The 15,938-nt window shown below is 74.6% G+C and carries 12 protein-coding genes; 5 read left to right on the forward strand and 7 right to left on the reverse strand.

Going from position 1 to position 15,938, the window contains the following annotated elements; genetic code table 11:
* The first annotated feature begins 265 nt into the window (after positions 1-265).
* Positions 266-1,123, forward strand: coding sequence for a hypothetical protein (locus ACZ5WK_RS28325; RefSeq protein WP_465551379.1), 858 nt, complete (start codon positions 266-268; stop codon positions 1,121-1,123).
* 210 nt (positions 1,124-1,333) lie between these two features.
* Positions 1,334-2,083, forward strand: a complete 750-nt coding sequence (locus ACZ5WK_RS28330) for a hypothetical protein (RefSeq protein WP_465551381.1) — start codon at positions 1,334-1,336, stop codon at positions 2,081-2,083.
* A gap of 209 nt (positions 2,084-2,292) precedes the next feature.
* Here ACZ5WK_RS28330 and der read toward each other — a convergent pair whose 3' ends face one another.
* The 3 genes from der to ACZ5WK_RS28345 form a co-directional block, all read right to left on the reverse strand.
* Positions 2,293-3,747 carry a ribosome biogenesis GTPase Der gene (gene der / locus ACZ5WK_RS28335; RefSeq protein WP_465551383.1) on the reverse strand — a complete coding sequence of 485 codons (1,455 nt, stop codon included), beginning with the start codon at positions 3,745-3,747 and terminating at the stop codon, positions 2,293-2,295.
* Positions 3,748-4,005: 258 nt separating this feature from the next.
* Complete coding sequence (gene cmk, locus ACZ5WK_RS28340) at positions 4,006-4,719, reverse strand: (d)CMP kinase (RefSeq protein ID WP_465551385.1); 714 nt, start codon at positions 4,717-4,719, stop codon at positions 4,006-4,008.
* Between the two features lie 333 nt (positions 4,720-5,052).
* Entirely contained in the window at positions 5,053-6,138 is a 1,086-nt protein-coding gene (locus tag ACZ5WK_RS28345) for a prephenate dehydrogenase (RefSeq protein WP_396325835.1), read from the reverse strand.
* 422 nt (positions 6,139-6,560) lie between these two features.
* Between ACZ5WK_RS28345 and ACZ5WK_RS28350 the strand changes: the two genes are divergently transcribed.
* The 3 genes from ACZ5WK_RS28350 (at position 6,561) to ACZ5WK_RS28360 (ending at position 10,797) form a co-directional block, all read left to right on the forward strand.
* On the forward strand, positions 6,561-8,780 hold the full coding sequence (locus ACZ5WK_RS28350; RefSeq protein WP_465551387.1) for a DUF4139 domain-containing protein: 2,220 nt from the start codon (positions 6,561-6,563) through the stop codon (positions 8,778-8,780).
* 3 nt (positions 8,781-8,783) lie between these two features.
* On the forward strand, positions 8,784-10,331 hold the full coding sequence (locus ACZ5WK_RS28355) for a mucoidy inhibitor MuiA family protein (protein WP_465551389.1): 1,548 nt from the start codon (positions 8,784-8,786) through the stop codon (positions 10,329-10,331).
* A gap of 103 nt (positions 10,332-10,434) precedes the next feature.
* A complete protein-coding gene (locus tag ACZ5WK_RS28360) occupies positions 10,435-10,797 on the forward strand; it encodes a DUF952 domain-containing protein (protein ID WP_465551391.1) in 363 nt (120 codons plus the stop codon).
* A 151-nt stretch (positions 10,798-10,948) separates the two neighbouring features.
* Here the strand turns inward: ACZ5WK_RS28360 and ACZ5WK_RS28365 are convergent, their stop codons facing one another.
* The 4 genes from ACZ5WK_RS28365 to ACZ5WK_RS28380 all read right to left on the reverse strand — a co-directional run bounded on the left by ACZ5WK_RS28365 (position 10,949) and on the right by ACZ5WK_RS28380 (position 15,811).
* Positions 10,949-11,932, reverse strand: a complete 984-nt coding sequence (locus tag ACZ5WK_RS28365) for a TrmB family transcriptional regulator (protein WP_465551393.1) — start codon at positions 11,930-11,932, stop codon at positions 10,949-10,951.
* Between the two features lie 462 nt (positions 11,933-12,394).
* Positions 12,395-13,840, reverse strand: coding sequence for a pseudouridine synthase (locus ACZ5WK_RS28370; protein WP_465551395.1), 1,446 nt, complete (start codon positions 13,838-13,840; stop codon positions 12,395-12,397).
* Positions 13,841-13,904: 64 nt separating this feature from the next.
* A complete protein-coding gene (gene scpB / locus ACZ5WK_RS28375; protein ID WP_396325842.1) occupies positions 13,905-14,498 on the reverse strand; it encodes an SMC-Scp complex subunit ScpB in 594 nt (197 codons plus the stop codon).
* 377 nt (positions 14,499-14,875) lie between these two features.
* Positions 14,876-15,811: a segregation and condensation protein A gene (locus tag ACZ5WK_RS28380; protein ID WP_465551397.1), complete on the reverse strand. Its 936-nt coding sequence runs from the start codon at positions 15,809-15,811 to the stop codon at positions 14,876-14,878.
* Between the last annotated feature and the right edge of the window lie 127 nt (positions 15,812-15,938).

The raw sequence follows: 15,938 nt of genomic DNA on the forward strand, positions 1-15,938 counted from the left end.
CCGTCAGCCTCGGCACCCACCCGTGACCCCTGCCACAGGGGTCCGTTGGTAAAGGCGGCCGGAATCGGCCACTCGGACAGTCCCGAACAGTCCTGGACGGTCTTGAGGACGGCTCGGAGAACCGAGCCGACACACCGACCCGACAGACCGACCCGACGCCCACCCGCCCCGGCCCCACCCACCGCCCCGTTCGCACCGCCCCGCCCCCGCCTCCGCCCCCACCCCCGCCCCCGCCCGCGACAAACCCGACACCCGAGGAGTCCCAGTGCCGCGCATGCTCGACGTCAGCGACGAGGTCCGATCCGAGATCGGCGACGACGAGGCCGACCGCCTGCTCGGCGGCGCCCACGCACCCGACAGCTACGAGTGCACCTCCTGCCGCACCCCCGGCGACTCCCTCCAGGAGCCCACCAGCACCGTGCTGTTCGTCGGCGAGGAGACAGCGGTGCTCGCCTTCGCCCACGCCCGCTGCATCCCCTCCCAGGTGGTGCCGGTCGCCGAGGAGCAACTGGTCGGCGCGGTGCGCAGCATCAGCCAGGCCCAGGGCGACACCCCCGCAGCCACGCCGGCCCTCGCCCCGACCCCGGTCGTACCGGGCCCGGCAGTCCCGGGCGCCGGCCAGCCCGCCCCCGCCCAGCCCAGCGCGCCCGGCCAGGCCGCCATCCTCGGCATCACCTGCGGCCTAGTCCTGCACGGGGACACCGGTCACGCCTCGCTCGTCGTCGAGCCCACCGGGCCGGTCGGCCGTCCGGGAAACACCTCAGGCACCGACGAGTTCCTGGACCTCCTTCAGGACGCCGGCTTCCAGCCCGTCACCGACCTCAACAAGACGCCGGACCAGCTGGCCGGCTGGTCGGTGCTGGTGGCGATGGGCAAGCTGCACGCGATCCTCCAGCCGGCGGCAGCCGGCGGCAGCACCGGCTGGTGGCAGGCGCACCAGCCGCTCCAGGTCACCGACGCCTGGCGGTTCGCCGCCAACCAGCTGACGGAGGTGACGATGTACGCGGTCCCGGCCGGCTTGGTCGGCAGGCAGCCGCGCGAGGACCTGCTCCGTCAGGCGCTGGAGCGTGCCGTCGCCCTCGGCCAGGTCGTCGCCGCCTCCCTCCCGCTCGCGGGCACCTGAGCCGCGCCCGCCGCACCGGACCCTCACCGCGCCTGCACCGCACCCGCACCTGAACCGCTGCGCGCCCTCCCGACCCCGGCCACCGGCCCCCCGGCCACCAACCCCCGCCGACGGCCGGCCGCCACGATCAACACCCCGATCGATGCGGCCGGCCTCCGGCCGGGCAGGCCCACCCCGCATCCCCGGGCGGGTTCACTCGTTGGCCCCTGTGTGTACAGCTACGACGTCTCCGCCTCCCACCGCCGGTCCACCACCGTCCCCCGTGCGATCCCGGGCATGCGCCCGTCGTACGACGCGGAGCACCCCCATTCGGCGACGCCGATCTACGACGAGCTGTACTCCGAGTACCGGCGGCTGTTCCGGGCACTGCCCGGTGACCGCGCCGGCGAGGAGAACCTGAGGTTCACCGGGTTCGCCGTCCGGGACAACGGCTATCCGATGCTCGCCGACCCTCGGCCGTACCCGCCGCAGCAGCAGACGTTCCAGACGTACGCGGGCCAGGCCCTCGACATCCCCCAGTTCATGCCGAACCAGCAGACCGGCCCGGGCCTCACCACCCACAGCAGCCACAGCAGCCACAGCAGCCACCCCGCCGCCCACACCCCGCACGGCGGCGCCCAGCACACCCCGGCCAACGCCTCCAACGCCTCCGGCACCTCCAACGCCACCAGCGACGGAACCGGCCATGCCGACCCGGCCGGCCGGCACGACACCCACGGCCACCCGGGCGGACCGGCCGCGCAGCCCGGACACCCCGCCCAGGGTGGCCAACCCGCCCAGCCCGCCGCCCAGTTCACCAACGGCCAGGGCTGGGTGGCGGCCGGCTACCTCGGGCCGGTCCCGCACCCGATGCCCGCAGCCACCCCGGCCCCGATGGGCGCCGGCAGCGGTCCGGCCACCGTCGGCCGCCACCGCAACCTGCTCTCGCTCCCCCCGGGCCGCAGCAGCGACCGGCACTGACCCGAGCCCCGAGCCCCGCCGCACCCACACCACAACGCCAGAACGTCGCAACGCCACTCACAGCCCGCAGCCCGACCCCGTACCCCGACCCCCGCACCCCGACGCAGAGAGGGCCCCGCCACCGAAGTGGCAGGGCCCTCTCTGCGTCATGTGCGCGCCGTCACGGCTTCCGCTGCTCCGGCGCACCCCACGACCTACACGTCTTCTCGTTACTTCCTCTTGCGCTTCTCGCGCACCCGCACCGAGATCGAGATCGGCGTCCCGACGAAGCCGAACTCCTCACGCAGCCGGCGCTCGACGAAGCGGCGGTAGCCGGCCTCCAGGAAGCCCGAGGCGAACAGCACGAAGCGCGGCGGCCGGGTGCCCGCCTGGGTGCCGAACAGGATGCGCGGCTGCTTGCCGCCGCGGATCGGGTGCGGGTGGGCCGCGACCAGCTCGCCGAGGAAGGCGTTCAGCCGGGCGGTCGGGATGCGGGTCTCCCAGCCCTCCAGCGCGGTCTCGATCGCCGGGACGAGCTTCTCCATGTGCCGGCCGGTGAGGGCCGAGACGTTGACCCGGGGGGCCCACTGCACCTGGACGAGGTCGCGCTCGATCTCGCGCTCCAGGTAGTAGCGGCGCTCCTCGTCCAGCTGGTCCCACTTGTTGTAGGCGACGACGACGGCGCGGCCGGCCTCGACGGCCATCGAGATGATCCGGGTGTCCTGCTCGGCGAGGGTCTCGCTGGCGTCGATCAGGACGACCGCGACCTCGGCCTTCTCCAGCGCGGAGGAGGTGCGCAGCGAGGCGTAGAAGTCGGCGCCGGCGGTCAGGTGGACCCGGCGGCGGATACCGGCGGTGTCCACGAACTTCCAGGTCTTGCCGCCGAGTTCGATCATCTCGTCGACCGGGTCACGGGTGGTGCCGGCCAGCTCGTTGACGACCACCCGCTCCTCGCCGGCGACCTTGTTCAGCAGGCTGGACTTGCCGACGTTCGGCCGGCCGATCAGCGCGACGCGGCGCGGGCCGCCGGGGGCGAGGTCGCCGAAGAGCTGCGGCGGGGCCACGGGCAGGGCGGCCATCACGGCGTCGAGCAGGTCGCCGGAGCCACGGCCGTGAAGGGCCGAGACGGGGTAGGGCTCGCCGAGGCCGAGGGACCAGAGGTAGGCGGCCTCGGCCTCGGTGGACGGGCCGTCGACCTTGTTGGCGCAGAGCACGGTCGGCTTGCCGGCCCGGCGGATGATCTTGATCAGGGCTTCGTCGGTGTCCGTCGCGCCGACCGTGGCGTCGACCACGAACAGCACCGCGTCGGCGGTCTCGATGCCCAGCTCGGCCTGGGCGGCGACCATGGCGTCGATGCCGAGGACGTCGATCTCCCAGCCGCCGGTGTCGACCACCTTGAAGCGACGGCCGTTCCAGGTGGCCTCGTAGCTGACGCGGTCGCGGGTGACGCCCGGCTTGTCCTCGACGACGGCCTCACGGCGGCCGATGATGCGGTTCACCAGGGTGGACTTGCCGACGTTCGGGCGGCCGACGACGGCCAGCACCGGCAGCGGCACGTGGCTGCCGTCGCCGAGGCCGTCCACGTCCTCGGGGTCGAAACCCTCCTCGGCGGCGAGCGCCATGAACTCGGCGTACTCGGCGGCGTCCAGCTCACCGTGTCCGGTGGCGGAGTGCTCTGCGGTCATGTTCGTGTTTTCCATTTCCCGGCCCGGCCCTTCCCAGGGGCGTGCCGTGCGTACCTGCCCCGGTCGGGGCAGCGCGAGTACTACGAGCGAAGCGCCTCGGTGGCGCCCCGCTTTGGTGCGGCGGTCAGTTGATCATGCCGCGGTCCGGCCCACAGGCCGGACCGACGGCCAACCCCACGGCCGGAGCCGTCGGTCGGTGCCCTTGGCCGGAACTCACAGCCGGATCCCACGGCCCGACCTCACAGCCCGACCCCACGGTCAGACCGCCGAGAGCCCGGCCCGTTCCTCCACCAGCGCGGCGATCGTGCCGATCACCTGCTCCAGGGTGAGCTCGCTGGTGTCCACCAGCACCGCGTCCGCGGCCTGGGTGAGCGGGGCGGTCTTCCTCGTGGAGTCGGCAGCGTCCCGGCGGGCCAGGTCGGCGGCCATCGCGGTGATGGTGGCCTCGTCGACCCCCTTGGCGCGCAGCTCGGCCGCCCGGCGCTCGGCGCGGGCCGCCTCGGAGGCGGTCAGGAAGACCTTGACGGTGGCCTCCGGGAACACCACGCTGCCCATGTCCCGGCCCTCGGCGACGATGCCGCGCTCGGCGACCTCGGCGCAGCCGCGCTGCAGCTCCACCAGCCGAGCCCGCACCGCCGGCACCGCGGCCACGGCGCTGACCTGCGCGGTGACCTCGGGGCCGCGAATCGGACCGGAGACGTCCTGCCCGTCGACGGTGATCGTCGGACCGTCCGCGTCGGTGCCGGAGACGATCACCGGCTTGCCGCACGCGATGGCCACCGCCTCGGCGTCGTGGACGTCGACGTCGTTGGCCAGCATCCACCAGGTCATCGCCCGGTACATCGCACCGGTGTCCAGGAAGCTCAGCCCGAGCCGGGCGGCGACCGCCCGGGAGACGGTCGACTTGCCGGAGCCGGAGGGTCCGTCGATGGCGACGACGACCGGGGCGTGCGCTCGGTCGGCAGTGTCCACGGGGCGAACCTCTCTCTGATCCTGGGGCCCGGCACCTGCGCGGCGTGAATCCGCGCAGCGCGAAAACCGGGGAATGTCTCCCTCAAGGTTAATGGACTGCCGCCGGACCCAGCCCCGCCCGTTCTCCGGGCCCGCCCGACGCCCCGGCAAGCCCCGAGCAAGCCCCTGGCCGCACCCGCCACACCCGCCGAACCGTCCGAACCGTCCGAACCGTCCGAACCCCATCGAACCGTCCGCACCGACCGCACCGACCGCACCCGCTCGCCGCCATGGATCAGCCGCGACCCCGGCGGGCACCGGTCACCCCGGCGCCGCGCACCGCCCGGGCCCGGCTCAGTCCCGGACGCTCCACCCGCTCGACCGCAGTGCCGCCGTCAGCGGCTTCACCGCCGACGGGGCGACCGACAGCTGGACGAAGCCGACCTGCTGGCCGGTCGAGTGCTCGATGTCGACGTCCTCGATGTTGACGCCCGCCGCGCCGACCTCGCCGAAGAGGCGGCCCAGCTCGCCGGGCTGGTCGCCGAGCACGACGGCCACCGTCTCGTACCGGGTGGGCGGCGCGCCGTGCTTGCCGGGGATGCGGGCCTGGCCGGTGTTGCCGCGGCGCATCACGGCCTCGATCCCGGCCGCGCCGGCCTGGCGCTCGCCCTCCCCGGCGGCCTGCATCGCACGCAGCGCGGTGACGGTGTCGCCGAGGTCGGAGGCGACCTCCTCCAGGATGTCGGCGACCGCGCCGGCGTTGGCGGAGAGGATGTCCACCCACATGCCGGGGTTGGAGGCCGCGATCCGGGTGACGTCACGGACGCCCTGGCCGGAGAGCCTTATGGCCGTCTCGTCGGCGTTCTCCAGCCGGGCGGCGACCAGCGAGGAGACCAGCTGCGGGGCGTGCGAGACCAGCGCGACAGCGCGGTCGTGCGCGGCGGCGTCCATCACGATCGGCATCGCGCCGCAGAGGGCGACCAGCTCCAGGACGGCGTTGAGCGTCTCGGTGTCGGTGTCGGTGGTGGGGGTGAGCACCCAGGGCCGGCCCTCGAACAGGTCGGCGCGGGCGGCCAGCGGGCCCGAGCGCTCGCGCCCGGCCATCGGGTGGCTGCCGATGTAGTGGACGGTGTCGCAGCCCAGCGCGGCGACCTCGGCACGCGGCCCGGCCTTCACACTGGCGACGTCCGTGTACCAGCGGGCCAGGCCGCGCCGCTGGCAGTCGGCGAGCACCTTGCCGACCAGCGCGGGCGGCACGGCGATGATCGCCAGGTCCACCGGACCGTCGGCGGGTTCGGTGGTGCCGGCGCCGAGCGAGGCCGCGGTGCGGGCCGCGTCCGGGTCGGCGTCCTCCAGATGGACGGTCAGTCCGCGGCCGGTCAGGGCGAGCGCGGCGGACGTGCCGATGAGTCCGGTACCGACGACGACGGCAGTGCGCATGACGGGTTGGCTCTCCTCACGGGGCTGGCCTGGACGTGCCCGCCCATCCTCTCGCATCCCCACCGCCCTTGCGGCCACGGCCCGGCAGCGCCCACCGGCCGACCGCAACCGTTCCGATCCCGTCCCCGTCCCCTTTCACGCACAGGACCGCACGCACAGGACCGCACGCACAAGACCGCACGCACAGGACCTCACCCGGCGCGGACGCCGACCCGGGGACGGGCCCAGGGGCAGACACAGGGGCAGGCACACACGTAGGCACGGACGCAGACGCAGGCACGGACGGAGAACCGGGCCCGGACACGGGCCCGGACGCACGGGCGAAATCCGAGGACGCCCACGCCGAAGCGAGGCAGACTGACCGCTCAGGGGGCGGCAGCGCGCGAGTCGGCGCGAGCGGCACGAACGAAGGGGTAGACCGGGTGAACGATCAGCACAGCGCGGGCGACAGGGAGCACTCCGACGGACCGGCGGTACCGGCCCACCCGTCGGTGCTCGACTCCGTCGTGGTCTACGCCTCCGGCGCAGTCTGCCGCCGGCGGGCCCTGGTGACCCTGCCACCGGACGGGCGGCTCCGGCTGACCGGTCTGCCCCGGGTGATCGACGGGCGGTCGCTGCGGGCCCGGGTGATCGACGGCCCGCCCGGCACCGCCGTCACCGAGGCTCGGCTCGAACCGGTCGCCGAACTCCGAAGCCCCACCGAACTGCCCGAACTGAAGCGGCAGTTGGATGAGGCCAGGGAGCAGGAGCACGCGGTCCGCGAGCGGCACCGGCTGGTCCTCACCGCGATCGCCGAGACCGCCGCGCTGCGCGCCGTGCCGCCGCAGCGACGACGCGACGAGCCACTGCGCCGGACCCCGGCCGACGCCTGGCTGGAGCTGGCCGAGTTCGTCGACGACCGCCTCACCCGGCTCCACCTGCGGGCCGAGGAGCTGGCGCGGAAACTCGAACTCGCCGAACACGAGACGGCGCTGCTCACCGACCGGCTGGAGCGCTCGTCCACCGCCGGGCCGGCCCAGCCCGTGGAGACCTCCGCGACCGTCCTGCTCACCCTCACCCCACCCACCCCCGACGCCGAGACCGCCCCCGGCGGCCCGCCCACCCCCGACGCAGGGACCCCCACCCCCACCGAACTCGACATCGAACTCGAGTACGGCGTCCCCGCCGCCCGCTGGGTACCCGCCTACCGCCTGTCGTACCGGCAGGGCTCGGACACCGGGCAGCTGGTCCTGCGCGCCTCCGTCGCCCAGCGCACCGGCGAGGACTGGACCGGCGTCCGCCTCGCCCTCTCGACCGCCGACCTCGACCGCCGCACCGACCTTCCCCGGCTGCGCTCGCTGCGGATCGGCCGCAGCCAGCCCCCCGCTCCGCCCTCGGGCTGGCGCGAACCCCCGGCCGGCCTCTCGGACCTCTTCGCGGGCTACGAGGCGGCCGGCCCCCGCCCCGAGCCCCGGCGCCCGCTCGCCGTCGCCGGAGGCGCCGCGCCGCGTCCCGCGATGCCCGTCGCCCAGGCAGCACCCCGCCCCGCGCGCCCGGGTGGCAGCCGCGCCGTCGAGGCGGCGGGTCTGCCGACCCCCGGCTTCGCCGGGTACGGCGCGCCGCCCCCGCCTCCGCAGCCCGGCGGCCCGATGCCGGCCCCGATGCCCGCCCCGCCGGCGGCCGCGTCGGCCCCGGCCCCCCTCGCACGCCGGGCCCGCACCACACGGGCCTCCGCCCCCGCCTGGACCACCGAGGCCGTGGCGGGCGCCGAAGCCGAGGCGGGCGCCGAAGCCGAGGCGGGCGCCAGGGCGCAGTCCCCGTTCGCTCCCCCGGCCCCCGACGCCGCGCTCCTCGACTACCCCGCCCTGGTCCTGGCCGGACCCGAGGCGTCCGCCGACCACCGCGGCACCCTCCGCCCGCCCGCCGCCGGCCGTCCCGGCGGCGCCCCGTCCCCGGCCGCCACCGCCGCCCGGGCCGTGACCACCCTGCCGCTCCCTCGTCACGCCGTGCCGCCGCGCGTCTCGGCTGGCTCCTTCGACCACCGCTTCGACGCCGCCGCCCCCGCCGACATCCCGTCCGACAGCACCTGGCACACCGTCACCGTCGGCGAGATCCCGCTCTCCGTCCACGCCGAGTACGTCACCGTCCCGGCGGTCGACGAGACGGTGTACGGCACGCTGGTGCTCGCCAACCGGACCGCGCAGGCCGTCCTGGCCGGCCCGGTCGAGGTCACCGTCGACGGCGAGTTCCTGCTCACCGCGGCGCTGCCCACCCTCGCGCCGGGCGGCACGCAACGGCTCGGCACCGGCGTCACCGAGAGCATCGAGGTCGCGCGCCGCACCGAGCTGCGCGAGTCCACGGCGGGCATGCTGAACAACAGCACCGTGCTCGACCACCGCGTGCACGTGGAGCTGGCGAACCGGCTCGGCCGGGCCGTCACCGTCGAGGTCCGCGAGCGCGTACCGGTCAGCCGCGAGGCCGACATCCGGATCGAGGAGCGGGCCGACTGGCACGCACCCGCCGTGCCGTCCCCGGAGTGCCCGCCCAGCACCCGGCTCTGGCGGGTCGAACTGCCACCGGGCGGCCGGGCCGAGCTCGACGGCGGCTACCAGATCAGAATCCCGGCCGGAAAGGCCATCGTCGGCGGAAACCGGAGGAACTGAACGATGAGCAGCGAGACCATCCCCCTCCCGGTCACCGCCGTCACCTGCCTGGAGGACCGCAGCCAGGTCGAGCGCACGGTCACCCTCGACCTCGCCGCCGGCGTCCAGCGGCTGCGTCTCGGCCCGATCACCGCCCTCGCCGTCGACCGCACCCTGCGCGCCGAGACCGGCGACCCCGCCACCCGCGTCCTGGACGCCCGCATCGTGCGCGCCTGGACCCCGCGCGCCCCGCTGCCACCCGGCCCGGACGACTCCGCGCTGCGCCACCGCGTCCACGAGCTCGACGAGCAGGCCCGCCGCGAGGACCAGCTGCACGAACGCATCCAGGCCCGCCTCGCGCTGCTCGCCCAGCTCTCCGCCGACCTGCTGCGCGAGGTCGGCGAGGGCGCCGGCATCGGCGAGGTCGAGCGGGCCCGCTGGGCGCGCGAGCTGGACCGGGTGGACGCCGAGCGCGAGCGGTACGGCGAGGAGCTGCGGGCCGTCCGCTCCCGGCTGCGCGACCTGGAAGAGCAGCGCTCGCAGGCCCACAACGCGCTCGACCAGGCCGAGGAGGAGCCGGCCGAACTGGTCGCCCACCTGGACCTGACCGTCGAGGCGGGCGACGCCGGCCCCGTCCGGCTGACCGTCAGCCACCTGGTGCCGTGCGCGGTCTGGCGGCCCTCCTACCGCGCCACCCTCGCCGACGGCGCGCTGCGACTGGAGTCCGAGGCCGTGGTGTGGCAGCGCACCGGCGAGGACTGGACGGGCGCCCGCCTCACCCTCTCCACCGCCCGCTCGGCCCTGGCCACCGCCCCGCCCTCGCTCACCGAGGACGTGCTGACGCTGCGCGAGCGCAGCGCCGAGGAGCGCCGCACGGTCGAGGTCGAGCTGCGCGAGGAGGCGATCAGCACGCTCGGCCCGTCCGAGGCGGTGCCGGGGGTGGACGACGGGGGCGAGGTCCGGGTGCTGCGCGCCCCCGCACCGGCCACCGTGCCGTCGGACGGCCGGGCGCACCGGGTCCCGCTGGGCTCCTTCACGGCTCCGGCGAGCAGCGAGTACGCGTGCGCTCCGGAGCTGTCCCCGCTGGTCACCCAGGTGGTCCGGTTCTGCAACGCGGCCGGGCACGCGCTGCTCGCCGGGCCGGTCGAGCTGGTCCGCGGCAGCGGCTTCACCGGCCGCGGCGAGCTGTCCTTCACGGCCGTGGGCGCAGACGCCGAGCTGGCGTTCGGCAGCTCGGACGGATACCGGGTGGTCCGTGAGACCGAGGAGCGCCAGGCCACCGCCGGCCTCACCCAGCGCTCGGTGACCACCCGGACGGTGCGGCTGCACCTCTCGCGGTTCTCCGGCCCCGAGGAGCGGGACGAGCAGCTGGTCACGGTCCGCGAACGGGTCCCGGTCTCCGAGGTGTCGGCGGTCGAGGTGCGGCTGCGCAAAGAGGAGTGCTCCCCGGCCCCGGACGCCTTCGACGCCGAGGGCATCGTCCGCTGGGACCTGCCGCTCGGCCCGGGTGCACGCCGGACCGTCACGCTGGTCTACGAGGTCTCCGCGTCCGCGAAGGTGGCGGGCCTGTGACCGCTTCCACGACCCGCCGTCCTGACGGCCGCTCAGGAACTGGCCCGGCCACAAGCCCGGGTACAAACCCTGGTCCGACCGGAAGCTCGGGTACAACAGGAACATGATCCTGCACCTCGCCCCCCTGGACGACTGGCTGGCCGACCCCGGCCGGCCGTACGCCACCGCCTCGCTGCTCACCGACGGGTTCATCCACTGCTCGGCGGACGAGCAGACGGCGCTCGCGGTGGCCAACGCCTTCTTCGCCGACGCCCGCGAGCCGCTGATGGTGCTGCTGATCGAGGAGGCGCTGGTGGAGCCGATGGTCAAGTGGGAGGCTCCGAACGGCGCACCGCCGCCCGGTGCCACGCCCGGCGTGCTGTTCCCGCACATCTACGGCCGGCTGAACCGGTCCGCCGTGGTCGGCCTGGAGAAGGTCGAGCGCGGACCGGACGGCCGCTGGGCGAGCCTCACCCCCTGGAGCTGACCGGCGCACCCCGCCCGGAACCTCCCCGCCCTCAGCCGGCTCCACCCCGAACCGGCTCCACCCCGGAACCGGCCCCGTACCCGAACCCGACGCCCCGAACCCGACGCCCGGGACCCGACCCCGGGGACCCGACGCCCGGGACTCGCCGTCCTCAGAGCCAGCCCCGCTCCCGGGCCGCCATGCCGGCCTGGAAGCGGGTGGTGGCGCCCAGCTCGCGCATCAGGCTCTGCAGCCGGCGCTGGGTGGTCCGGGCACTCCAGCCGAGGGAGCGGGCGATCGACTCGTCGGTGAGGCCGGCCGCCAGCAGGCCCAGCAGCTTGCGGTGGTCGGCCTCCGGCTCCAGCGCCCCCTCGGCCGCGCCGAGCGCGGCCTGGAGCTGGACGGCGCGCTCCCACTCCGCCTCGAAGAGCGTGTCCAGCGCCTGGAGCAATGCGGACGGGTGGATCACGTAGGCGGCGTCGAGCACGCTGTCGCCGACGCTGATCGGGATGATCGCCATCCGGTCGTCCGACATGATCATTTTCATCGGCAGCACCGGCCGGACCCGCGCCTCCTCACCGTCCGCGACGCCGACCAGGATGTTCTTCTCCAACCGGCCCGGCCAGGCGACGGCCTCCCGGTCGTAGATGGTCCGGAACCGCAGCCCCTCCTTCATCCGCTGCCGCTGCAACGGGATGTTGGCCACCGGGTCCTGGATGTACGGGGGGCAGTCGAAGCCGCGCACCTGGTACTGGCTGGTCTCGGTGATGTGCTCCAGCCGCTGGGCGATCGCCTCCCCGCCGGTCAGGACCTCGACCGAATGCGCCGGGTCGGTGTAGCGCGAGGCCTCCCGGAAGGCGTCCATCAGGCGGTGCATCTCGGCGCGGGCGTGCCGCAGTTCGGACTCCCGGTGGCCGATCAGCGTGCCGATCGCGACGTCGGGGGCGACCGGCAGGAACCGGTGCCGGTCCACCGGTGCCCGGGTCGCCATGCCGTGCTGCGCCAGCCGGTCCAGCGCGCGGATGCTCTGCTGGAGGGTCAGCCCGCAGCCGGCCGCGAGGTCCTCCGCCGTGGACTGCGGATTGGCCACCAGCGCCGCGTAGACCTGTCCGTCCGGCACGGCCAGTCCCAGTGCGCTGAGTGGTGCATCGGACACGACGCCGCTCCCCCGTCTCGCCCCTCGTCCGCGCCGAAGTGGCGCAGTCCCGCCACCCGGCGGGTCGTGGTCAGGTGGCAATCCTCGGCCACGGATCATGACGCTGACAAGGCGATGACCAGGCGATGCGTCCCGGCTCACAGCAGAACCCGCCGAACGGCGTGAGGGCCTCCCCGCCACTCGGCGGGGAGGCCCTCAGGACACGGCATGACGCCACAGGCACAGCAGCGCCGCGGCGACGTCGCCCGAAGCGCCCGAATATGCAGACCGGTCTACCGATCTATGCCGACCGGTCTACAGAAACGAGGCAGGCGCCGGACGGCGGACATACGGAGCCGTACCGCCGTCAGACGCGGCGGTCAGCGGCCGGCGGACAGCGAACCGCAGACGCCGACGAACAGCGCGGCACGGCGGACGGCCCGCAGAATATGCAGACCGGTCCACCTAAATATGCCGACCGGTCTACAGACCGACCTCGTGCATCAGCTGGCCGACCTCGGGGTTGGTCAGACGGCGCAGCCAGCCGGACTTCTGGTCGCCCAGCGCGATCGGACCGAAGTGGGTGCGGACCAGCTTCTCGACCGGGAACCCGGCCTCGGCCAGCATCCGACGGACGATGTGCTTGCGACCCTCGTGCAGGGTCACCTCGACCAGGTAGTTCTTGCCGACGTTGGAGACCACCTTGAAGCTGTCGGCGCGGGCGAACCCGTCCTCCAGCTCGATGCCCTGCGCCAGCCGCTTGCCCAGGTCGCGCGGGATCGGCCCCTGGATGGCGGCCAGGTAGGTCTTGGTCACGCCGTACCGCGGGTGGGTGAGACGGTGGGCCAGCTCGCCGTGGTTGGTGAGCAGGATGATGCCCTCGGTCTCGGTGTCCAGGCGGCCGACGTGGAACAGCCGGGTCTCCCGGTTGGTCACGTAGTCGCCGAGGCACTGGCGGCCGTCCGGGTCCTCCATGGTGGAGACCACGCCGGCCGGCTTGTTCAGCGCGAAGAAGAGGAACGACTGGGTGGCGACGGTCAGGCCGTCCACCTTGATCTCGTCCTTCTCCGGGTCGACCCGCTTGCCCTGCTCGGTGACCCGCTTGCCGTTGACCTCGACGCGGCCCTGCTCGATCAGCTCCTCGCAGGCCCGACGGCTGCCGATACCGGCACGCGCCAGCACCTTCTGCAGGCGCTCGCCCTCGGGCTCGCCGAAGGTCTTGGGAAGCTTCACGGCCGGCTTGTCGTGCCGGGCCAGCACCGCGTCCTCGATCTTGGCCTGCAGCTCGCGCGAACGCTGCGGCTGACGGCGCGGGTCGCCCGGGGCGCCCTGGCCCTCACGGCGCGGACGCGGGGCCGGGCCGGGACGACGGCCGGTGTAGCCGCCACGGGCGGGGGTGGCGTTGGGGCCGCCGCCGTACTCGGGGCGGTCGTAGCGACGCTCCTCGGGCCGCAGCGGGCGGTCCGGGTAGCGGCGGTCGTCACGCCGGTCGTCCCGGCGGTCGTCCCGGCGGTCGTAGGAGCCGGAGCCGCCACGCGAACCCGACCCGCCGCCGTACGAACCGCCCCGCGCGGAGCCGGAACCGCCGCCGTACGAACCGGAGCCACCGCGCGATCCCGAGCCGCCGCCGTAGGAGCCGGAACCGCCGCGCGAACCCGAGCCGCCGCCGTACGAACCCGAGCCGCCACGCGAGCCCGAACCGCCGCCATAGGAGCCGGAGCCCGACCCGCCACGCGAGGAGCCCGACCCGCTGCCGTACGAACCCGAGCCGCCGCGCGAGGAGCCGGAGCCACCGCCGTACGAGCCCGAGCCACCGCGGCCGGAGCCGCTTCCGCCCCCGTAGGAGCCGCTGCCGCCCCGGCCCCCGCCCTGTCCGCCACGACCGCTGCCGCCGCCGCTGCTGTTCCTGCCGTTGCCACTGCTACGCATCAAAGTGTCCGTACGTCGTTTTCCGTCTGGGCTGTGCGGTCGTTTCGGCCGACCTCACCGCCCCCTACCGATCAGGCGCAGCCCGATCGGCCTCGCCACTGCCGCCCGCGGCCTGCACGGCAGCGGCGGCGACCGCCTCCGCGATCATCGTGCCCTCCAGGGACTCCGCTTCCACGTCGTCGACCTCGGGCAGGAAGGGAGCGAGCTCCGGCAGCTCATCCAGGCCGCGGAGCCCCATCCGTTCCAGGAAGTAGTTCGTCGTCCGATACAGGATCGCACCTGTTTCGGGCTCGGATCCGGCCTCTTCCACCAGTCCTCGCTGTACCAGGGTACGCATCACGCCGTCACAGTTCACACCACGGACGGCCGAGACCCGCGATCTGGACACCGGCTGACGGTAGGCGACGACCGCCAGCGTCTCCAGCGCGGCCTGGGAGAGCCGGGCCTGCTGGCCGTCCAGGACGAACCGCTCGACGGCCGGCGCGCACTCGGTCCGGCTGTAGAACCGCCACCCGCCGGCGACCAGCCGCAGGTCGAAGCCCCGGCCCTGGGCGGTGTACTCGGCGGACAGCTCACGCAGCGCCTCGGCCACGTCGGCCCGGGGCCGCTCCAGCACGGACGCCAGGTGGGCCTCGCCGGCCGGCTCGTCGACGATCATCAGAATCGCCTCCAGCTCCGCCTTCAGCCCGAGCCCGGGCTCCTCCTCGGACAGAACCTCGCCGGCACCGGAAGTCGTCGGGGCCGACTTCTGGTGCACGACCAGCGCCTCGGCCCGAGCCTGCTCGCCGGCTACCGGCCCACCGGCCGCCGACCCCCCGGCCACCACCTCGTCCAGCCCGCCCTCGTCGAGCCCTACCTCGTCGAGCCCTGCCTCGTCGAGTACCACGTCACCAGGTACCGCGTCACCGGACACCACCTCGCCGGGCAGCGCGTCACCGAGCCCCGGCGCCGGTTCCAGCCACTCCTCGGCCCGCGGCCGCCCGGGCACCCCGAGCGGACGCCGCACCGGCCGCCCTCCGGCATCCGTCCCAGACGTCATCGCTCCTCCTTCTGCGGCCCGACCCGCTCCAGACCGACCCCCCGCGGCCCGCCCGACGTGCCCAGCCCCGGCCCGCCCGGCTGCTCGCCCGCCGGCCGGTCGAACTCGTCCGTCACCTCGACCGCGCCCCGGTCCGCCTCGGCCACCCACCGCACCAGCAGCTCGCCCAGCGCCTCCGGCTGCTCGAAGGCGAGCACCCGCTCCCGGTACAGCTCCAGCAGCGCCAGGAACCGCGCGACCACGACCAGGTCGTCCGGCGCGTCCTCGACCAGCCGCTGGAACGAGGCCTCGCCCAGCTCGGTGAGCAGCCCGACCACCAGCCCAGCCTGTTCCCGGACACTGACCGGCGGGGTGTGGATGTGGTCGACGTAGACGACCGGCTCGGGCTTCGGCGCCATGGCCCTCGCCGCCAGCTGCGCGAACCGCTCCGCGCCGATGCCGATCACGACCTCGGGCAGCAGCTGCGCGTGCTCGGGCTCCAGCCCGGCGGTCCGCGGCCGCCGGAGCAGCTCGGCGGCCCAGCGCTCGCCGAACACGGCGGCCGCCCGCTTGTAGGCCCGGTACTGCAGCAGCCGGGCGAAGAGCAGGTCGCGCGCCTCCAGCAGGGCGAGGTCCTCCTCGTCCTCGACCTCGGCGGCGGGCAGCAGCCGCGCGGCCTTGAGATCGAGCAGGGTCGCGGCGACGACCAGGAACTCGGTCGCGGCGTCCAGGTCCCAATCCGGGCCCATGGCCCGGATGTAGGACATGAACTCGTCGGTGACCGTCGCCAGTGCCACCTCGGTGACGTCCATCCGGTGCTTGGCGATCAGGCTCAGCAGCAGGTCGAAGGGGCCTTCGAAGTTGTCCAGCCGCACCCGGAAGCCGCCCCGCGACTCATCGGCGGGCCCGACGGTCCCGGCGGCGGCGACGGAGGGTTCGGGGCTGCTCGGCATGACGGTCCATCTTCACCCGGCCGCGCCGCCCGCCCCACGCCGGGGCCACCGACACGCCGCCCGCAACCTCGGCACACACCCGGGTCCGACCGCGGGGCGCAGCCGCAGGGCGCCACCGCCCACCGCA

It is taken from the genome of Kitasatospora sp. NPDC032757, from assembly GCF_055579305.1.